This is a genomic window from Salibacterium qingdaonense (assembly GCF_900114715.1).
Lineage (GTDB): Bacteria > Bacillota > Bacilli > Bacillales > Marinococcaceae > Salibacterium > Salibacterium qingdaonense.
The window spans coordinates 13,275-33,361 of sequence record NZ_FOTY01000012.1; the positions used below are offsets into that span (position 1 = coordinate 13,275).

Consider the following 20,087-nt stretch of genomic DNA (forward strand, 5'->3'; position numbering starts at 1 on the left):
AACGTGATTGAAGGAGGACACCGCGAATGGATACAGCCACACATGTTGTGATGGGGGTCGGAATTGGTGCACTTGCTGCACTCGATCCGGTCGTTTCCGAGTCTTCCGCTTCCATGCAGACTGTCATGGCAGCTGTTATCATCGGCTCCCAGGCTCCGGATTTTGATACAGTACTGAAGCTGAAAAACAACGCCGTCTACATACGATATCACAGAGGACCGACCCATTCGATTCCGGCTGTTCTGCTCTGGCCGCTGGCTGTGGCTGGTACCGTTTTCGCTTTTTCACCGGAAGTGTCCTTTATACATCTTTGGCTTTGGACCTTTCTGGCGGTGTTTCTGCACGTCTTTGTTGACATTTTTAACGCGTACGGCACCCAGGCGCTCTCCCCATTCAACAAGAAATGGGTGGCACTCGGGGTCATCAATATTTTTGATCCACTTATCTTTTTTGCCCACATTTTCGCGTTTATATTATGGCGGTACGGGGCTCCTCCGGGGATAACGATGATTCTGCTGTATACCGGCCTGATTTTTTATTATATATGGCGTAGTCTCGCCAAAAACAAGGTGCTGCAGCTGGCCCGGCAGTTTCATCCCGGAGCGACGCATTTTTTTATTTCCCCTACATTTAACTGGTACAAGTGGCATCTGGTCATCCGCACCACTGACAGGCTTCACGTCACAGAAGTCCGTAATGCCAGGCTCCGCTATCTGGAGAGCTATCCATTTGAGCCTATCCCTGAGGACAGGGTCATCAATAAAGCCCGTGAGGACAAAAATCTGGCTGCCTTTCTCTCGTTTTCACCGACGTACCGCTGGATTGTCCACGAGTCCGGCAGCGGCTGGGAAGTGAAATTCATTGACCTTCGTTACCGAAGCAAAGGTTATTATCCTTTTGTTGCCGTCGTTCGGATGAATCAGGATTTATCCATTCACACGTCCTACACCGGCTGGATCTACAGCGACGAAACATTGGAAAAAAAGTTAAAGCAGGGAGAAAAACGATAAGTTTTTCTCCTTGTTTATTCTCTATACATTTTTGAATCTGCTGTTGGTTGGTTCGTACCGGTGGAGGTGGGGTCCGTATTGTTCCAGCCACTTCTTTACAATTGTCTCGGTAACTTCCGGTCCTTTGTACTCCCGGCCGGACCTGGCGCGGGTGGTTTCAAAGTCTTCCCATAAATGCTCAACCCAGCTCCTTGCCTCCTCTGCACTTAACTCCGGATTCAAGAGCCTCAGCTGGTCGGTCAGCCTCTCGAAAACAGGTTCCATCTTTATCACCCTTTCTACAACGACGTTGGTTTCACCTTATCCAAGAGTGAAATCGGCACCGCTTCCAGCTTGTCCGATCGTTCTCTGAACCCCCAAGCGAATACCCCGTTATAATATTTCACAAAAAAAGTATTTGCCTCCTGCTTGAGGGAATAGCGCTGCCCGGCCATGAAATCATCGGGATTCAGTAAATACGCTTCCGCCATGATACGTCTTTGTTCCTGAATGGCGAAATCACTCGCATTCCCAAGCTGCTGAGCTTTATTTGACTTCTCATGAAGTTCACGGATTTCGTCCCATAATTCCTGTTCGGTCATCTGACTGTATTTCTTCTTCATCCTGCTGTCTCCTTTCTCTGACGTCCTCCAGAAACTCCTGAATAAAAGAAAGCGGAAAACCTTTCCGGTATAAATGTTCCTTCAATTTCATTTCCAGCGTATAGCCGTCATATTTGTCTTTCCATTTCCGCAGTGCCTTCTCCCCCTGCTGGAATACTGCTTCCCGCTCTTCATCCTCCGGCTGCTCCAAAGCCGCTTTGTTCCAGGCTTCTTCTGCAGTTTCACGGAAAAAACCTTTTCTTATCATGGCATTCATGAGCCTTATTTTCATTGCTGAAGCAGACTCATTCTTCTTGGGTTTACCTTTTTTTTCGAGAAAGGTGTCCGCGGCTTCCAGCTGCATGTCCGGCGTGAACTGCAGAAGCGCCTGCTCGGCAAGGTGCTCTGACACCCCTTTTTGATAAAGTTGTTCTTTGATAACCACCGGCCCTTTATCCGATGTATTCATTTTAGTGCGGACAAAAGCCATCGCAAATTCTTCATCCTGAAGGAATCGGTATTCTTTCAGACGGCTGATCGCTTTTTCCACTGCTTCGGGTTCATATTCTTTTTGGTACAGATACTGTCTTACCTGGTATTCCGTACGCATTGAACTGGCTAAATAGTGAAGCGCGTCATTCCAGCATTTACGCTTTTGATCAGCCGCCTTAATAGCTTCGATGTCCTGCTCGGACAGGATCATTCCTTTTTGAAGCTGCCACTCTACAAGAACCTGTTCGTCTACGCTGAACGCGTATTCTTCTTTTTCTCCGTCTTTCAAAAAGACATTAAAACGGTCCGATCGTTTTTGCTGCGTTGTCAGTTTGGCGATTTTCATAAACGTTTCCTCGCTTCCAGACTGGAATTTGAAACGGTGACGTGATTACTTGCTATCCAATCAGGGTATAAATGACCAAGATAAGGATACTTCAACCCGAACCTATCGAAAGGGGAATGTAACATGAATATTGCGGTTGCCGGAGGTACCGGTTTTATTGGCTCCGCTTTAACCGGATACCTTACCGGACTTGGGCATCATGTTTATATTTTAACAAGAAACAGCACCAGCAAACAGAATAAAGATCTGATCACCTTCGTCGAATGGCTCCAGCCTGAATCCCGCCCGGAAAACCACCTGCCCGTTCTGGATGCCGTCGTGAACCTCGCAGGCACTTCCATTAATAAACGCTGGACGTCGGAGAATAAGAAGTCCATCCTGCAGAGCCGTCTGGACGCGGCAAGGGAAATCAACCGGTTCATCGGCCTCATGGACCACAAACCGGGAGTGCTCGTGAATGCATCGGCAGTCGGCTGGTACGGAACATCCAGAACCGCTGAGTTCACGGAAGAGAGCAGTCCGGCGGACAGGGATTTTCTGCAGTACGTCTGTGAGCACTGGGAAAAAGAAGCCTCCCGTGCCCGGGAAGAGGGAGTTCGTACCGTTTACGCGAGATTTGGGCTGATTCTCGATGAGTCCGAAGGGGCGCTTCCTCTCATGATGCTTCCCTATAAATGTTTCGCAGGTGGCCCGATCGGCTCCGGAAATCAGTGGTATTCCTGGGTGCACCTTCAGGACGTTATTCAACTACTCCATTTTGCGCTTGTTCATGAAAATGTGGAAGGTCCGCTCAATGTAACCGCGCCGAATCCGGAGCAGATGAAAAACTTCGGAAAGAAACTGGCCGCCGCTCTCGGCCGGCCGCACTGGGCCCCGGTGCCTGCGTTTTTCATCCGGAACCTGATCGGCGAAATGAGCCTGTTGATTCTCAAAGGGCAGAAAGCTATACCTCAAAAAGCGCTCGCGCATGGCTACACCTTTACCTATCCGACGCTCGACAAAGCCCTGGACAACATCACTTCTTAACCCCGGCTTCAAAAAATCCGAACGGAGCGGCTCCCTGTTCTACGCAGTAAGCTGTACCACCGTTCGGATTTTTTATTTCTACATTTTTTCACACTGACACGTTCCGTTCTATTTAAAACAACTTCCCGTGCTTATAGAGCAGCGACGTGAGTCTGCGAAGAGCGAGGGAGTAGCAGGTGAAGCGCATGGTGTGTTCTTTTTCATGAAAATACTCTTCATATACTTTCTCGAGCGTAGACTTCATCTGCGATCCCATTTCTTTCACAATCTCATCTTGGGAATACATTTCCGTCACACGGCTCTGCTTCCATTCAAGATAAGAAACGTGCACCCCGCCGGCGTTGGCAAGAATATCAGGAATGATGATGCCGCCCTGCTCCTGCAGATGCAGATCCGCCTCAACCGATACCGGCGCGTTCGCTCCTTCTACGAGAATGTCGGCTTTGATATCTTTCATATTCTCTTTTGTCACCTGATCTTCCACGGCCGCAAAAATCAAAACGTCTACATCCGAGGTCAGGACGGCTTTAGGGCCGGCGGCTTCAGCGGTGATATTATATTCTTCAAACTGCTCTTTTGTATTCGGCAGCCGTTTAAATTTATTGTTATATTCCTGCAGCTTTTTGATATTCAGTCCCTCTGGATTGGTGAGGGTGACAAACTGATCAGATACAGCCGTTACTCTATGCTTGGCTTCCGAGCAGTTATAAGCTTCAAGTGCCGCGACGCTTCCGACATTTCCAAAACCCTGAACCGCCACATCGACCGGATCATTGCGGTCGATTTTTTCGTGGAGACGATTGAGGGTTTCCCACTGACTTGAGCGTGACTCATTATATGGATCATCACTGCCTCGTTTGTTTGGAAACCATTCATTCAATAAGTAGAAGTAACTGAGAAACGTACCAACGCCCGTAGATTCCCGGCGTCCTCTTGCACCGTTATTTTCAACGCTTTTTCCTGTAAACGATCCGCTGTACGCCTGCCCTGGATGTATCGTTTTGTATTCTCCCACCATCCAGTCAATAATACGCTCATTCGTTCCAAGATCCGGCGCGGGAATATCCTGAGTTGGTCCGATATTCAGAGCAAAGCGCTGTACGTATTTTTTGCTGACAAGATTCAGTTCGCGCTCGGTAAAGTCACGCGGATTGATATCAACGCCGCCTTTCGCTCCCCCGAACGGAAGCCCGTGGAGGGCATTCTTAAGGGTCATGAGAATGGCGAGATTTTCCACCTCACTTTCTTCTATATTATCACTGAAACGAATTCCGCCTTTATAGAATCCGCTTATATTATTGTGCTGCACCCGATATGCCGGAATCCGCATAATTCCGCCATCCTCACGGGACACACGAATATAACTTTTGATGATTTTATCCGTCGTTTTAAGTATCTCGCCGGCAGACTCCAGCGTCATGTCACGCTCTGAAGGATTGTCCATCTCCAGAAAATCTTCTTTTTGTTTCAGATCTTTGATCACCTCTTCAATTAAGACTCTCGTTTGAGAGCGGTCCATAAAACTGCCTCCTTTAATATGAAGTCTACCGCTTCCATTACCTATTCCATGACATTCCAAACCTTAAATCGGCTGATTTTTTTGAAAAAAGATTTTGATCTCGTCAAAGGTCTCAAATCCAGCGGTACAAAAGGAAAAGCCGGAACCGTATGTTTCAAATCGGCTGTATAACCTACTATACCCAAGCATTATGTAAGCGTGACTGTCTTTATTAAGTGCAACGCTTAATAACGCTTAGTAAGCGCAATTAATCCAATTCAACTGCATTTGAATTTTTTTTCTGAGCATCCTATGATTAAACAAGAAACACGGGATAACAAACATTTCCTGCCGGTCCGGATCCTTCCGGAACAAGATTACAGGCAGGAAGCAGAAAGTTAAAGATTCACACTCGGGAGGAATAAGTTATTAAAGTTCTTATTAATCAAAACGAAGGTGATCAAAAGATGGAAACAAAACAGAATGGCACTACCGTGACAATGGATGCATTAACTTTTGAAAAGCCTCAGGTCGAAGATGGCAGAGACATGTGGGAGCTCGTCAAGAATTCCACACTTGATCTGAATTCGTCCTACAAATACATCATGATGTGCGAATTTTTCGCTGAAACGTGTGTTGTTGCAAAGGACAAAGGAGAACTTGCAGGGTTTGTCACAGCTTTTATCCCTCCTAAAAAACAGGATACTGTTTTTGTATGGCAGGTAGGCGTGGATCCTTCCCAGCGTGGAAAAGGTCTGGCATCCCGTTTGATTAATGAACTGCTGGAACGTGTTGCCGACAAAGATGTGAAATATCTGGAAGCTACTGTCACACCGTCCAATGAAGCGTCCCAGGCGCTGTTTAACAAGACCGCCAGAAACCATGGCACAAACTGTGAGGTTTCCGAATGTTTCGCAGAAGAGCTTTTTCCAGGAGACGAACACGAAGCTGAGTTAACATTCCGCATCGGACCTATTCATCAATAAAAGACAATGGTTCTGTCATTAAAGGAGATCACGAAGGAGGATCCATCATTATAATGAATGAAAACGACCTTGGTATATTTGAGAAGTACGAGTCAGAAGTACGCAGTTATGTCCGCGGTTTTCCTACTGTGTTTCATGAAGCAAAAGGATGTAAGTTATGGGATATGGACGGAAACGAATATATTGATTTCTTTTCCGGAGCCGGCGCCCTGAATTACGGTCACAATGATGAAAACATGAAACAGAAACTTCTCGATTACATCCAGGAGGACGGCATCACCCATTCTCTGGATATGGCGTCAAAAACTAAAGGGGAGTTTCTTCAAAAATTCCATGACGTTATTCTCGAACCACGCAACCTGAACTACAAAGTTATGTTTCCCGGGCCGACAGGTACTAACAGCGTGGAGAGTGCTCTGAAGCTTGCCCGCAAAGTAACAGGACGTACAAATGTAGTCAGTTTCACGCACGGTTTCCACGGCATGACAATCGGTGCACTCTCTGTAACCGGGAACGCATTTAAACGAGGCGGCGCCGGTATTCCACTTAGTCACTCCTATACAATGCCGTTTGACAACTATCTGAATGATATGGAACAGGAAACAGATTTCATCGAACGCATTCTGGATGATAACGGAAGCGGCGTCGAAATGCCGGCAGCCTTTATTCTCGAGACGGTGCAGGGAGAAGGCGGCCTGAACGCTGCACGCATGGAATGGCTTCAAAAAATAGAAAAAATCTGCCGGGACCGGGACATTCTTTTAATCGTTGATGATGTTCAGGCAGGTGTCGGCCGTACCGGAACATTCTTTAGTTTTGAACCGGCAGGCATAACACCGGACATTGTCTGCCTTTCCAAATCAATCGGCGGCTACGGTCTGCCGCTCGCGCTCACCTTGATTCATCCGGATTATGACAAGTTTGAGCCTGGAGAACATAACGGTACATTCCGTGGCAACAACATGGCGTTCGTCACAGGAATGGAAGCTCTGAACTACTGGAAAGACGACACCCTCAGTAAAAGCGTTCAGGATAAGTCCGAACGGATTTACACATTCCTGAACAACATGATGGACAAATATCCGCAGCTCCAGGGAACCCACAGAGGCCGCGGCTTTATGCAGGGTATTGCGTGCGGCGTAGAAGACATGGCGGATGCCGTAGCGGCAAAATGCTTTGAACACGGTCTGATTATGGAAACAGCCGGATCCGATGATGAAGTCTTCAAGCTGTTCCCGCCTATTACGATTGATGACGAGAATCTTGATAAGGGCCTCGCTATTCTGGAAAAGGCAATGGAAAAAGCAGTCGAAGAAAAAAATCCTGTAACGACTTAGAAAAACACCCTGAATCCAGAACGTTAAGCGAAGAGCGTTACGTTCTTTGGCAGTACCACCCGGAACTCCGTTCTAAAAAAATCTGCTTTATAATAAACGTAATTAATCTGGGAAGGCCTTGATTGGAAGGATAAACAGATCAGGCCTTCTCCATTTATGTAACATGCTATGCACTACACGAGGAGGCTTTTTTCATGAAAGTAGTAAAACTCGAAGACATTATCGGCACTGATCAGGAAGTAGATGACGGCAACTGGGTCAGCCGGCGTCTCATTCTCAAGCAGGACAACATGGGATACTCTGTTCACGATACGATTATACGCGCAGGCACAGAGACTCATATTTGGTACAAAAACCATCTTGAAACCGTCTACTGCATTGAAGGAGAAGGGGAAGTGGAGACACTTAGTGACAATAAAATCCACCCTATCTCTGCCGATACGGTGTATGCGCTGGATCAGCATGACGACCACATGCTCCGGGCCACAAAAGACATGAGAATGATCTGCGTATTCAATCCGCCGCTCAGCGGCCGTGAAGTTCATGATGAAAACGGGGTATATCCTGTAGACGACGATTGAGACACATACCTAACAGGTTTGGTGAGAATGAGCAGTTTCCAAAGGGAAGACAGTATTCCTTTATGGAAGCTGCTTTTTCTTTCAGCCAGGTACTCAGGGAGAGGGATGGGATAATCATCCGGAAAACGGCATATTTCCTGAAACCAAGACAGGAACACCCTCGTACAGTGTGATACATACTTAATCATAAGAAATTGGAGGAGAAAAATATGGAGTTTTTGGGATTAGGCATTTTCGCCATTTTTCTGTTATTCCTGGTTTTGTTGTTTCTATTGAACATTATTACAAGTATCTGGGCATACCGTGACGCGGTCGCGAAAGGGAACAGCAAGGAATTCGCCCTGCTGATCCTTCTCGGCACGCTGTTTTTTCCGCTTATCGGCTTGATTGTTTATCTTTTTATCCGCAATCGTTAATGAAGAAACTGCGTTTTGAATTCGACATTTTCCGCATCCATGCCGATTTTTTTCAAAAACGTCCTTACTTCTTTTATTGATTTTGCGGGGTATTGAAAATCACAGATGGGCGGTCGGTTTTCCTGAAAATCAACCGTTGAAAAGCAGAACGTTTCTTCCTCTGCATTATAATAAATCAAGAGCGGTAAATGATGTTCCGGGTGCGTGACCTCACCCTTATACACATGATATGACATCGTTCCTGCCAACTCCTTCATTGGGGTATCGTTTTGGTATTACTGTCATCTTATTTGCATCGATTAAAGATGGCAGGGCATGAAGCCTATTCCATTTTATCATGACAAGCTTCTTTCTATCAGCTGTCGAATTTTATATCATGGAGAAGGATCATGCCAAAAAGAGGCTTCTCCAAAATTGGAGAAGCCTCCTGTATATCGTAACGCCCTTTTAGAGGTGACGCCGATACTGTGGTTTAACGCTGCCCGGCAGTGATCAGTTCAACGCCGTGTTCCTGCAGCACTTTCTGCATCTCCGGCGGAGGCAGAATGTCTGTAATGACAGCATCTGCTTCTGCAAGTTCCATCCCCCGGTAAAAATGCTTCTTATAAAACTTAGTGTGATCCGCCAGTACGTAAACTTTACCGGCGCGGTCCGCCATTTTCTGCTTCACAGCAGCATCTTCCTCATGCGCATAGTAAAATCCGTCCTCACAGACCCCGATGACGCCTATAAAGGCACGGTCCGCGTAATACCCGCCCAATTTTTCCAATGTGCCGGGACCGTATAAAAAACGATGTTCAGGGTGCAGGCGCCCACCAAGCAGATAGATGTCTGTTTCCATCTGATAAGGAAGGCGCTCCGCATTTTCCACCGAGTTTGTAATGACGGTAAGCGGGAAGGTGGTGATCTGCTCTGCGGTGAACTGAACGGTTGTGGAAGCATCCAGCATGATTGTTTCATCCTGTTTAATACGTGAAGCTGCTTCCACGGCAATATCCCGCTTCTCTGTTGAAGCACGTTCCAGCCGCTCGCCGTACCCTTTTAATGTTTCTTTGACAGCTGAAAGCATGACGCCGCCATGGGTTCGTACGACCATTCCCTGCTCCGCCAGCCTCACCGTATCCCGCCGTGCTGTATCCCGCGAAATATTGAATTGACGGCACATTTCCTGAATGCTCATGCGTTGATGCTGTTTCAGATGCCGAAGAATGGCTTCCATCCGTTCTTCCTGATACATACTGCGGACTCCTTTTCTTCATTTCTCTTTCATTGTAAGTCAAATGCTTATTTTTTTCAATAGAAACCCTTATAATGAATTAAACCTGCTGACAGCATCAGCAGGTTATCATTCTTCTCAGCTTTTCATCGCTTCGGATACTTCGGTATGGGGATAACCGAGGGCTTGGGCTACAGCCTTGTATGTGACGGCCCCTCCGGCAGTGTTAATTCCTTTTTCAAGAGCAGGGTTGTCTGCTGCCGCTTTGTGAATTCCGGAGCCTGCAATCTCCAGCGCATAAGGAAGTGTCACATTCGTCAACGCAATGGTTGAAGTCCGGGGAACGGCTCCCGGCATATTGGCAACCGCGTAATGAAGAACATTATGCTTTGTATAGGTAGGCTGGTCGTGGGTCGTCATTGTATCTGCCGTTTCAATAATGCCGCCCTGATCAATGGCCACATCAACAACAACCGATCCCGGTGTCATCGATTTAACCATCTCTTCGGTCACCAGTCTCGGAGCTTTAGCCCCGGGGATGAGTACCGCGCCGATAACAAGATCGGAATGTTTCACTTCTTCTGCAATATTCATCGGATTGGACATCATTGTGCGGATGGCGCCGTGATACAGATTGTCAATCTCACGCAGACGCCCCGGATTTACATCGACAATCGTGACATCGGCACCAAGCCCCTGGGCAATAACCGCGGCATTGGTTCCGACGATTCCTCCGCCGATGACCGTTACTTTTCCTCTTTTAACACCTGGTACACCGGATAACAGGATTCCTTTTCCGCCTTTTGACTTTTCGAGAAACTGCGCCCCGATTTGGGAGGACATCCGCCCTGCCACTTCACTCATCGGTGTCAAAAGCGGCAGTGTTCCGTTTACTTCCACTGTTTCATAAGCAACCGACGTCATGCCGGACTCGACCAGCGCATGAACAAGGTCAGGTTCAGCCGCGAGATGAAGATACGTAAACAGCAGCAGATCTTCCCGGAAATAAGAAAATTCCGGTGCCAGAGGCTCTTTTACTTTCAGCACAAGATCTGCGTTGTTCCATACATCAGCAGCTTCCGTTTCAATTTTGGCTCCAGCTTCTTCATATTCCGCGTCTGAAAATCCGCTTCCTTCCCCTGCCGATGTTTCCACCAGCACGTGATGACCAGCTTCTGCAAAGGAATGCACGCCTGCAGGTGTCATAGCCACCCGGTTTTCGTTATTTTTAATTTCTTTTGGGATTCCGATAATCACTAGCATTCACCTCCGCTGATAACTTCTGTTTTTAGTATAGCCGAAAAAACAGAGGGTACGCATCGTGAAGCTTCCAGAAATAAAACGATCCAATTTGTGAAATTTCACAATCGATGGTTCTTCCTATTTCATCTCTTCCATGGTCATTTCCAGCAGCAGCGACAACTTGTGATAGGCATTTTTTAAGTCTTTTTGAATGATGTTTTCCACCCGCCTGATGCGGTAGGACATCGTGTTCACATGCACATGCATCATTTCCGACGCTTTTTTCATATTGCCATCTACATGCAAAAACGTACGGAGACTATCAAACAGCTCGGTTTGATTTGCTTCATCATACTCATGAAGTGCTGCCAGAGATGGATCGCCCTCGGGGTCTCTGTTTTTCTTCTTCTTTATAACATCGGCGTACCGGTAAAAACCAAGTTCCTCATACTGCAGAAACGGCGGACGGTCCCCGGGCAGCTGCCGGTTCACTTCCAGAACGTGAAGCGCTTCTTCGTAACTTTGTTTGATGCGGGAAAGACTCCGGTACACACTTCCTGCTCCGGGCTGTATCTCCTCCATCTGAAACCGCTCCTTCATCATGACTGGAAAATCGTGCAGAAACAGGCGGATGCCCTCTTCTGAATAAGGATAGACCGGTTCGGCCAGAAATACGATTCTGTTTTGATCTCTCGTATGAAAATAACTTTTCACTTTTCTGGACGTATTCATCACATAAATTATTTTGTCATAAAGGGAATCATCAAGTGTTATCCCGGACTCCAGTACAATAACGGCGCTGCGGGACGGAAGAGCGTTGAACCAGTTCGAAAGCTGTCCGGCAATCTCTTCTTCTTGTGCTGCATCACCGGTCAACAGCCGCCAGAAATAGTCACGACGGTGCTGCTGCATTGCGGTATGGCTGGTCTGCAGCTGTACAATCGCTTTGGCGGCGGCTTTTTTTAAAAACGCGGCATCCTGCTCTTCCAACGAACGACTGCCTTCAAGCACCCATATGTAACCGAGGATGTCTTTGTTGTTTCTGACCGGCGCTGCCATTCTTCTCCCTAGACCTATATCGTGGATTTCAGGAATACGCACCGGCTCTTCGTTCTGGTGAAGTGCCGGTAGAATGCCCTCTTTCCACAGCTTGTTAATGACATGTTCCGGAACGCGTCTTCCAATGATGGTGGATACTCTGGCCGCATCGGTATGATCGTCATGGGTACTGTAAGCCAGAAGGCGGTGACTGCTGTCTTCCACGGTGACCGGTCCCTGCATCATTTCACTGATGCAGTCCGCCAATTCTTCCATCGATGAAAACGTACGATCCAAAGCGTTGTGTTTATCCAACAAGCGCCTTCCCCCTTTTTACAGTTTTCATCCTCCAAGAAAAAAGTCAAGCACTTTCGATGTACCGCTCACCTGGGCATTATACATTTCCGAGTAGCCGCAGTTTTTACAGTAAACGACGATAAAACGATTATTCTGCACATCAAAAAAACGGCTGAATCCGGTTCCTGATACGGCAATTTCTTTTGTGCCGGCTTCCTCATGACCGCATTTCATGCATCCCTGTTGTTCCATATATCATATCTCCTTCTCTAAGTACTTATCATGTATTACGATTGGTTCTCCTCCGCTATTTCAGTTGAATTCAGTACTTAACCATATATACAACGCGGCGTAGCTGGCGTAGGGGGACCATTCTTTGCTCTTCTCCTGAATTTCCTGCACGGATGGTTTGTCTTCCCTGCTCCATAGATGTTTCAGACCATTTTGTATACCGATGTCCTTTGCCGGAAGCAGATCCGGACGCCCCAGTCCGAAGAGCAAAAAGCACTGAGCCGTCCACGGGCCGACGCCGCGGATGGCGGTTAGTGTCTTCATGATTTCCTCATCCGGCTTTTCTTTAAGTGTCTCAAGATCCAGCTTTCCTTCCACTATCATTTTGGACGTATCAATGACGTATTCTGCTTTGCTGCGGCTGAACTGGAGCTGTTTCAGTTCTTCCGGCTCAAGCCCTGCAATGCGTTCCGGCTCCGGATAAAACCAGACATCATCGATCATCTCCCCGTATGTCTCTACAAAACGGGACGACAACGTATAAGCAAACGACATGTTCAGCTGCTGATGTATAATCGTTTTCATAAGGCACCCGTACGTTTCGAATTCACAGACGAGCGGCGTCCCGGCAAACCGTTCAAACAACGGCGCAAGATCCGTTGAATAAAAATGTTCATTGATTGTTTCAAGCGGCCGGTTCCATAAAAAAATAGATTCAGCCTTTGCGCAGGCGGCATCGGGAGGTACCGTGTCTCCCGTCAGATTCACGTTGTACCCCTCTTCGGTCCGGTGAAAACGGAGTGTGATACCTTCGGATTTTCCATTATGTACGACCGGGATTTTCAGCCTCTCCTCTTTCTCGTCGAGGTTGTGCAGCGGATCTGCGCCGAGACGCCGAAGCATGACAGGCACATTGTAGTTCCGGGGCAGGCTGATTTCTTCGTTCCACATCATCCGGCCCTCCTTTTTTCTTTTCATTGTACCATGCTTACGCTTATTTCCTAAACTTACTAGTCCGGAGTATGGAAGCTGTTTGATAGAATAAAAGTATTCCTGTCAGAAAAAAGGGGGGTACATACGAATGACTATCGCTACAGATCTTGCAACAATCCGTATTCTGGGATCCCTTCATCAATCCCTCACAGATTCTCCACTTTCGGAGACTGTGGGAACGTTATGCCGTGAAGTAGATTACATCGACTGGGCCGGCATTTATTTTTATGAAGAAGGTCAAACAAAACTGGCGGCCTCTGCATCAACCGATTCAGAAGACGCGGCCCTGCAGAGCCGGCTCGGCTTTCCGATCCACCTGCCGGACGGCACCGAAACCGGTGTGCTTGTCGTAAAAAGCAGGCAGTGGATCGTGTTTGACGTCAATGACGTGCCAACACTTGAAACCATTGCTTCAGAAATTGGAAAACAGAATGGGTAACCATGGATAATCAAAGACACCAGTGCCGCTCTCCGGCAGCTGTGGGTCTTACAACTGATTCCAGAGGACCGTACCGGATTTTTCGCGGGTACATGTCCTCTGGAACTTTATTTATATCCAAGATGATCATGTTACAAGAAGGGAACATTTTCTTCAGAGGTAAGAACGAGGTGATCAAGATTCTGAAAGGTGTAGCCCTCTTTGCGGCATTCATCAATCACCCGTGCAAGCGCTGCGGCATTATCTTCAGAAACCGAATGCAAAAGCATAACTGCGCCGGGATGAACTCTTTTCATAATGCTGTGGTAGGCATAATCCGCTCCGTGCTGGCTGCCGGTTTCCCAGTCCACGTACGCAAACGACCAGAATACATTCGTGTACCCTAGTTTTTCCGTCTCAGCAAGGGTCCGTTCACTGAATGTGCCTTTTGGTGGACGCAGGTACTGCATGGCCGGGCCTCCTGTCTGCTTCTGGTACCTCTCGTTCACCTTTTCCAATTCCTTTTTTAACTCTTCCCGGCTCAATTCCGGAAGGCTCGGATGACTCCATGAATGATTTCCGACGATATGGCCTTCATCTTCCATTCTCTCCACCAGCTCCGGGGCTGAATTCAGATAGTGACCCGTCACGAAAAAAGCAGCAGGCACCTCTTTTTCTTTCAGCACATCGAGAATGTCTCCGGTATAGCCTTCTTCATAACCATTGTCGAAGGTGAGATACAACGTTTTATTCTCCGGTTCACCTATGAAATAACCGTTGTATTTTTGAAGGAGTTCTTTGTATTCCGGTTCAGTATCAGCCGGCTCATTATTTTCAGCCGGATTGAAATTCCATCTGTAGATGTCTCCGGCATCCGCCACATTCCACTGGAAGCAAAACCAGAAAAACAGCACGAAAAAAGCAGTGAAAGCCCGCATACCGATTCTCCTTTTTTCTCTAGGTTCTGTTATCAAAAAATTTTTATGCTTCCTTATTACATTTTTGCGCAAAAATATTTTCAATTTTATTTACAGTGTATATAATAGGTGGCTGACGTACTCATTAGAAAGGATTTTATATATGAACGATTTAAGGAAAAAGAGTGTGCTGCAGCGCATGCTGGACGGTGTAGAGCGCATCGGGAACAAGCTTCCGCACCCGATTACTTTGTTTGCTATTTTGGCGCTCTTGATCGCGGTACTGTCCGCCGTCCTTGCCCCGCTGAATATTCAAGTGGAAGACCCCGCCGCCGAAGGAGAAATGCTTACTGTCACGAACCTGCTGTCAGGAAGCGGCATTGAGTATATATTCACCAGCATGGTCGATAACTTTATAAACTTTGCTCCGCTCGGTGTTGTGCTTGCGACGATGATAGGGATTGGTTTGGCAGAGCGGACAGGTTTGATCAGCGCAGCACTGCGCGGCTTTGTACTGTCGATTCCATCCAAATTACTTACCGCCGGGCTTATTTTTGCAGGCATTATGTCTAATGTTGCCACAGATGCCGGCTACGTTGTGTTACCTCCGCTCGGTGCGATGCTGTTCGCCGCTCTCGGCCGACACCCGCTCGCCGGTCTTGCCGCAGCATTCGCCGGTGTATCTGCCGGGTTCAGCGCCAACCTGCTGTTGTCAGCACTGGATCCGATGCTCGGAGAACTAACCTCTCAGGCCGCGGCTACGATTGACGAGTCTTACGCAGAAGGCATGAACAATGCGATGAACTATTATTTCATGATAGTCTCCACCGTAGTGCTGACCCTCATCGGAACATTCATCAGTGAAAAAATTGTAGAGCCGCGTCTTGGCTCCTATAAAGGAGAGGTACAGCAGGAATCTCCAGAGCTCACGTCCGTTGAAAAGAAAGGAATGCTGTGGGCCGTCATTTCGTTTTTTGTATCAGCCATTCTGCTCTCTCTGCTGATTGTTCCGGCTGGTGCCCCGCTTCGCGGCGAAAACGGAGGTATTGTTAATTCTCCGTTTATGAGCGAACTTGTAGTTACCATCCTGATTCTTTTCTTCATCCCGGGGCTCGTTTACGGCATTGTCACCAAATCAATCAAAAGCGATAAAGATGTTGCCAACCAGCTGTCGGACACGATGGCATCGATGGGAATGTTTATCGTTCTTGCTTTTACGGCTGGACAATTTGTCGCGTATTTCAGCGAAACAAATCTGGGTACAATTCTCAGTGTTGCTGGAGCGGACCTGCTCGACCGCTGGGAACCAGACGGTATTCTGTTAATCCTGGGCTTTATTCTGATGGCGGGATTCATCAATCTGTTTATCGGCAGCTCCTCCGCCAAATGGGCTATGTTAGCACCAGTATTTGTGCCGATTATGATGCAGCAGGGATACTCACCGGAACTTACGCAGATGGCGTACAGGGTCGCGGACTCTGCAACCAACATTATAACGCCGTTAATGACGTATTTTGCTGTCATCATCGCGTTTGCCCAAAGGTATGACAAAAATATGGGCATTGGCTCATTAATCTCAGTTATGCTCCCTTATTCCATTGGGTTTTTGGTTATCTGGTCCATCCTGTTGATTGCCTGGATGCTTCTTGGCATCGACCTCGGACCCGGATCCCCGATTTATTACGACGGCTGAAAAAAGACCGCGCTCCACCATATCATGTGGAGCGCGGCTTTTTTTAATACTTTAAATGGTGATACTGATTAATGTAGTGAATGGTGAGTCTGCCGTCTTTCCAGCTGATTTTGCTGACGCCCGTATTGTCAATTCTAAATGGACGGTGCAGCTTATCCCAGTCCTCACCGGCAAGCAGATACATCAAAAAGATAGTCAAAAATCCGCCGTGAGACACAATCGCAGCCGTTTCTTCTTCTTTGATGCTTTTCACAAGATGATACAGCTTTTCGCAGCGGACCGTAATTTCTTCATCGGTTTCCGTTCCTTCAAGGCCCGAACGCAGAATCGTCGTCTGCCGGACTTTGGGGTACATCTCATAAATCTTTTCTCTCGTCTTCCCTTCAAGAGGACCCAGATAAATCTCACGGAAATCCTTCGACGGGACTGCCTTTTGCTTTTGATATTTCTCTATGCCTGCTGCTGTTTCTCTGGCACGGGTTAGATCGCTGGCGTAGAAATGGTCCAGAGTCAGATCAGCCATCGATTCCCCAAGCAGGCGGGCCTGTTCCCTGCCCTTGGCCGACAGTTCAAAATCTGCGGCACCCTGCACTCTTGCCTTACGGTTTCCTTCGGATTCCCCGTGTCTGATTAAGTACACAGCCATGCTTATCTCTCCTCGTTTTCCTTCCAGTCCTGTTTGAACTGGCGCAGTTTCACTGCAGTGTCCTGCAGTATCTTCTCTATTCGTTCGATATCGCCTTTCTGCAGGTCGCTCTCGTTTTCCATCTCACCGAGCGCTTCCTGCATCAGCGTCATTTTCTGCTTCAGATAATGGATCTGGCGCTTTTTTTCATGTACAGGGGTTCCCATCGCACTATCCTTTCTGTTTTTCATCCCGGAAAATATCGATATCCCGCCATTTCCCGAACTTGAAATACGCAGCGGCCGCTGCTGAACTTAATATAAAGCTGCACCCGACTCCGATACCGATGCCGGTTTCGCCGTAAATCGAAGAGAACAGCCAGGCCAGCGGAAAACGCAGCGCCCAGAACGAAATAATGTTAAGAACGAGCACCTGCATCACGGCCCCGGAGGACCGCACTATTCCGTTGAGGACAAAATTAATCCCGAGAAACGGATAAAAGAAAGCCACAATGCGCAAATACTCTGCGCCAAAAGAAATTGTTGCCTGATCATCGACAAACATACCCATTAACAGTTCAGCGCCGAGAAAGACAAGGGCGCTGATCGTTAGCGACACACTGAAAATAAGGATCAGTCCGCTTCTGGCAATATCCCCGACTCTGTCCCAGCGCGAGGCGCCAATATTCTGTCCGGACATACTCGTAATGGCGGAGCCGAGAGTTGTAGCAGGCATCATGATCAAGCTGTCAAGCCGCTGGGCAGCTCCGTACCCGGACACGACTGTTTCCCCGAAGGAAGTCACGACCGTCATGATAGCGAGCACTCCTCCGGAGATGGCCATCATCGAAACTCCTGAAGGGAGACCGAGTTTAAAAATCCGTTGAAATTCCGCCCGCGGAGGAAGGCTCGGAATTGTAAACGGAAGGCCTTTTTTGACGATGGAATAAATAATTCCAAACAAAAATGCACTGCCCTGAGCGAGGACCGTGGCCCAGGCGGCACCTTCCATCCCCCAGCCAAATCCGGCAATAAACAATGGGTCAAGAATCATATTCAAAAGCACGGCTAAAGTAATAAAACGAAGCGGGGTTTTACTATCTCCGATTGCACGAAGAACGGTGCCGATAAAGTTATAGCCGAATAAAAACAATATCCCCGTGAAGTTAATGCGGAGATAATTGACTGCATCGGTCATCATCGACTCCGGCGTTCCCATCCATGTCAATATGTGCGGTGCCATGACAAAACCGATGACCCCAAGCAGTATTGATAACGTACCGAGAACAAAGACAAACGCGTTCAACGATCTTTTCAGACCGTCTTCGTCTTCTGCTCCTTTCCTTTGGGACAACACCGTCAGCGTGGCGCTGTTAATTCCGATGACAAAGGATAGAATCGTAAAGACAACGGTGGATGAGATCGACACGGCTCCAAGCGCTGTAGACCCCAGTAAATTACCGACCCATAAACTGTCTATAATCTGATAAGAGCTCTGAAGCAGATTCCCGATAAAAATAGGAAACGCAAAAAGAATCATTTTGCGCATAATACTGCCTTCTGTAAAATCATACTGCCTGTTTCCTGCCATGCTTCTCGCTCTCCTGTACCGGTTTAAAGACTGTTTGATTCTTTTTCCTGTCAGCCGGTCTGTATTTCAAACGTCTCCGAAATATCGATGCTGTCTTTGACAGATTGCACCATGGAGCAATGTTTGCGGGTCCACTCCATGTTCTTTTCCATCTTGGTTTCATTTATATTATCGGCCTTCACGATAAAATGAAGATGAATACTTTGAATTTCATCGGCTCCTTCACCACTTCTGGTCACTTCTGTCTGAATCTGAATATCGTGGACGGTCTGACGCCGTTTTTCCATGATTTTACGAAGTACGCCTCCGCTGCAGACAGCCACAGAAGAGACGAGCAGCTGATAGGGACGGTACCCGTATGTCTCATCGGAGCACACCTGAAGTGTACCGTACTCGGTCTCTGTCGAAAAACCTTGTTCCTGCATTTCAAATTCCATGATGTAACACTCCTTCTTCTCAACAATAAATCCCAGGCTCCCTGAGTGTATCATGACGCATAACTGCGTGTCTTTTCCATCGTACCAAACACGGGACTGATTTCCACACAATCTGCCTTACACACTATAATGCGGGGATATAAAAAGCCGGGCTCGGGGCCCGGCTTTTTGTTACCGTACTTCTTCGTCGTATACAATATTCAGTATTTCATGGGCAGGTTTTGAGATAAGGTTTTTCGTCACTTTATTAATAATGGTGGAGTTGAGATGTTCTTCCACTTCTTCGATAGATTCTTTACTTCCTATGAGGTATACGCCCCGCAGATTGCGGTTCTTGATTTCCTTATCGAGTACGGGGGCAAGTTGTTTGTACCAGCGGTGTCTGTTTTCCTCAAACCGCTGCTGCACTTCGTCCACCTGAGTAGAACCTGAAGAGGTACGGTCCGATGAGGCATTCCCTTTGTACTGTTTCCAGTCTTCGGATTCCACTTCCCAGCTGAAATGTTTTTCGTCCCGGACTTCCCCAAGGGCCGCGTCAATTAACACCACGTCACTTTTCTGGACAAGAAGAATGCCGACGGCCGGGAATTCTGTCTGTAGTTCTTCAAGCTGGTCGACCACCGGATAGCTTTCCCAATGAAACGCTGTCTCGACCGGAACCTGGACAATTTTTTCGACATGAAATTCCCCGTCGGCCGACGCCATGAATACAAAACCTTTCTGCAGATTCATCTGCTGGTCGTAGATTTCCTTATTGGCTTGGTCAGCCAATTTTTTATAGGCCTTCTCTTCCTCTTTTGTACCGCTTGTTTCGATGTATTCTTTTAAGTGTTTCAATCCATTTTTCAGACGGATTTTCCATTCTCCTCCGTGCTGGGAGCCATCAGCGAAATCTGTATTTAAATAAATGGTAAGTATACCCGTTTGATCTTCCTGTTGTTTGTACGTCTTCAATTCGTCAGCCAAAGTCATATACACATTTCCTCCTCATGCAAGATTTCAACCTGTTTATTTTTCTCACGGTTAATATAACCTTTACAATCCAGATATAAACTGCAAATTCAAATTAGGAGGGAATGCATGGGATATTCCAGATCAAACGAACTCTTCTTCGTGA

The 20,087-nt window shown here is 47.4% G+C and carries 24 protein-coding genes; 8 read left to right on the top strand and 16 right to left on the bottom strand.

Annotated features, from left to right (window positions below; genetic code table 11):
* Nucleotides 1–26: 26 nt before the first annotated feature.
* Entirely contained in the window at nt 27–1,010 is a 984-nt protein-coding gene (locus BM058_RS10430; RefSeq protein WP_090926983.1) for a metal-dependent hydrolase, read from the top strand.
* Nucleotides 1,011–1,031: 21 nt separating this feature from the next.
* Here the strand turns inward: BM058_RS10430 and BM058_RS10435 are convergent, their stop codons facing one another.
* From BM058_RS10435 to recX, 3 genes are read right to left on the bottom strand one after another with little or no spacing between them, the layout of a single operon-like run.
* Entirely contained in the window at nt 1,032–1,274 is a 243-nt protein-coding gene (locus BM058_RS10435) for a YfhJ family protein (RefSeq protein ID WP_090926984.1), read from the bottom strand.
* A gap of 14 nt (nt 1,275–1,288) precedes the next feature.
* Nucleotides 1,289–1,612, bottom strand: coding sequence for a YfhH family protein (locus BM058_RS10440; RefSeq protein WP_090926985.1), 324 nt, complete (start codon nt 1,610–1,612; stop codon nt 1,289–1,291).
* A complete protein-coding gene (gene recX, locus BM058_RS10445) occupies nt 1,557–2,429 on the bottom strand; it encodes a recombination regulator RecX (RefSeq protein ID WP_090926986.1) in 873 nt (290 codons plus the stop codon). The genes BM058_RS10440 and recX overlap by 56 nt, the downstream gene beginning before the upstream one ends.
* A 123-nt stretch (nt 2,430–2,552) precedes the next feature.
* On the opposite strand from recX, the gene BM058_RS10450 reads away from it, so the two are divergent.
* Entirely contained in the window at nt 2,553–3,455 is a 903-nt protein-coding gene (locus BM058_RS10450) for a TIGR01777 family oxidoreductase (RefSeq protein WP_090926987.1), read from the top strand.
* A 112-nt stretch (nt 3,456–3,567) separates the two neighbouring features.
* Here BM058_RS10450 and BM058_RS10455 read toward each other — a convergent pair whose 3' ends face one another.
* On the bottom strand, nt 3,568–4,974 hold the full coding sequence (locus tag BM058_RS10455; protein ID WP_090926988.1) for a Glu/Leu/Phe/Val family dehydrogenase: 1,407 nt from the start codon (nt 4,972–4,974) through the stop codon (nt 3,568–3,570).
* Nucleotides 4,975–5,420: 446 nt separating this feature from the next.
* On the opposite strand from BM058_RS10455, the gene ectA reads away from it, so the two are divergent.
* The 4 genes from ectA (at nt 5,421) to BM058_RS10475 (ending at nt 8,273) form a co-directional block, all read left to right on the top strand.
* Complete coding sequence (ectA, locus tag BM058_RS10460; RefSeq protein ID WP_090926989.1) at nt 5,421–5,939, top strand: diaminobutyrate acetyltransferase; 519 nt, start codon at nt 5,421–5,423, stop codon at nt 5,937–5,939.
* 53 nt (nt 5,940–5,992) lie between these two features.
* On the top strand, nt 5,993–7,276 hold the full coding sequence (gene ectB, locus BM058_RS10465; protein ID WP_090926990.1) for a diaminobutyrate--2-oxoglutarate transaminase: 1,284 nt from the start codon (nt 5,993–5,995) through the stop codon (nt 7,274–7,276).
* A 194-nt stretch (nt 7,277–7,470) separates the two neighbouring features.
* Complete coding sequence (locus BM058_RS10470) at nt 7,471–7,857, top strand: ectoine synthase (RefSeq protein WP_090926991.1); 387 nt, start codon at nt 7,471–7,473, stop codon at nt 7,855–7,857.
* Between the two features lie 209 nt (nt 7,858–8,066).
* Nucleotides 8,067–8,273, top strand: coding sequence for a hypothetical protein (locus tag BM058_RS10475; RefSeq protein WP_090926992.1), 207 nt, complete (start codon nt 8,067–8,069; stop codon nt 8,271–8,273).
* On the opposite strand, the gene BM058_RS10480 is transcribed toward BM058_RS10475, so the two are convergent.
* The 6 genes from BM058_RS10480 to BM058_RS10505 all read right to left on the bottom strand — a co-directional run bounded on the left by BM058_RS10480 (nt 8,270) and on the right by BM058_RS10505 (nt 13,251).
* Nucleotides 8,270–8,509, bottom strand: coding sequence for a hypothetical protein (locus BM058_RS10480; protein WP_090926993.1), 240 nt, complete (start codon nt 8,507–8,509; stop codon nt 8,270–8,272). The genes BM058_RS10475 and BM058_RS10480 overlap by 4 nt on opposite strands.
* 236 nt (nt 8,510–8,745) lie before the next feature.
* A complete protein-coding gene (locus BM058_RS10485) occupies nt 8,746–9,510 on the bottom strand; it encodes a DeoR/GlpR family DNA-binding transcription regulator (RefSeq protein WP_090926994.1) in 765 nt (254 codons plus the stop codon).
* 117 nt (nt 9,511–9,627) lie between these two features.
* Complete coding sequence (gene ald / locus BM058_RS10490) at nt 9,628–10,746, bottom strand: alanine dehydrogenase (RefSeq protein ID WP_090926995.1); 1,119 nt, start codon at nt 10,744–10,746, stop codon at nt 9,628–9,630.
* A gap of 123 nt (nt 10,747–10,869) precedes the next feature.
* Nucleotides 10,870–12,084 (bottom strand): PucR family transcriptional regulator, encoded by a 1,215-nt coding sequence (locus tag BM058_RS10495; protein ID WP_143083013.1) that lies wholly within the window; start codon nt 12,082–12,084, stop codon nt 10,870–10,872.
* 27 nt (nt 12,085–12,111) lie between these two features.
* Entirely contained in the window at nt 12,112–12,318 is a 207-nt protein-coding gene (locus tag BM058_RS10500; RefSeq protein WP_090926997.1) for a zinc ribbon domain-containing protein, read from the bottom strand.
* A gap of 60 nt (nt 12,319–12,378) precedes the next feature.
* The gene (locus BM058_RS10505) at nt 12,379–13,251 is read right to left on the bottom strand and encodes a DNA-3-methyladenine glycosylase family protein (RefSeq protein ID WP_245736936.1); all 873 of its coding nucleotides are present in this window, start codon (nt 13,249–13,251) and stop codon (nt 12,379–12,381) included.
* A gap of 127 nt (nt 13,252–13,378) precedes the next feature.
* Between BM058_RS10505 and BM058_RS10510 the strand changes: the two genes are divergently transcribed.
* Nucleotides 13,379–13,729, top strand: coding sequence for a hypothetical protein (locus tag BM058_RS10510; protein ID WP_090926999.1), 351 nt, complete (start codon nt 13,379–13,381; stop codon nt 13,727–13,729).
* A 131-nt stretch (nt 13,730–13,860) separates the two neighbouring features.
* Here the strand turns inward: BM058_RS10510 and pdaA are convergent, their stop codons facing one another.
* Complete coding sequence (gene pdaA / locus BM058_RS10515) at nt 13,861–14,646, bottom strand: delta-lactam-biosynthetic de-N-acetylase (protein WP_090927000.1); 786 nt, start codon at nt 14,644–14,646, stop codon at nt 13,861–13,863.
* Nucleotides 14,647–14,788: 142 nt separating this feature from the next.
* Here pdaA and BM058_RS10520 point away from each other — a divergent pair, with 142 nt between their 5' ends.
* Nucleotides 14,789–16,318: an AbgT family transporter gene (locus tag BM058_RS10520; RefSeq protein WP_090927001.1), complete on the top strand. Its 1,530-nt coding sequence runs from the start codon at nt 14,789–14,791 to the stop codon at nt 16,316–16,318.
* A gap of 43 nt (nt 16,319–16,361) precedes the next feature.
* On the opposite strand, the gene BM058_RS10525 is transcribed toward BM058_RS10520, so the two are convergent.
* The 5 genes from BM058_RS10525 to BM058_RS10545 form a co-directional block, all read right to left on the bottom strand.
* Entirely contained in the window at nt 16,362–16,964 is a 603-nt protein-coding gene (locus tag BM058_RS10525; RefSeq protein WP_090927002.1) for a histidine phosphatase family protein, read from the bottom strand.
* 2 nt (nt 16,965–16,966) lie between these two features.
* The gene (locus BM058_RS10530) at nt 16,967–17,170 is read right to left on the bottom strand and encodes a hypothetical protein (protein ID WP_090927003.1); all 204 of its coding nucleotides are present in this window, start codon (nt 17,168–17,170) and stop codon (nt 16,967–16,969) included.
* Nucleotides 17,171–17,174: 4 nt separating this feature from the next.
* On the bottom strand, nt 17,175–18,533 hold the full coding sequence (locus tag BM058_RS10535) for an MATE family efflux transporter (RefSeq protein ID WP_090927004.1): 1,359 nt from the start codon (nt 18,531–18,533) through the stop codon (nt 17,175–17,177).
* A 50-nt stretch (nt 18,534–18,583) separates the two neighbouring features.
* A complete protein-coding gene (locus tag BM058_RS10540) occupies nt 18,584–18,970 on the bottom strand; it encodes an OsmC family protein (protein WP_090927005.1) in 387 nt (128 codons plus the stop codon).
* Nucleotides 18,971–19,141: 171 nt separating this feature from the next.
* Nucleotides 19,142–19,942: a VLRF1 family aeRF1-type release factor gene (locus BM058_RS10545; protein ID WP_090927006.1), complete on the bottom strand. Its 801-nt coding sequence runs from the start codon at nt 19,940–19,942 to the stop codon at nt 19,142–19,144.
* Nucleotides 19,943–20,087 lie beyond the last annotated feature (145 nt).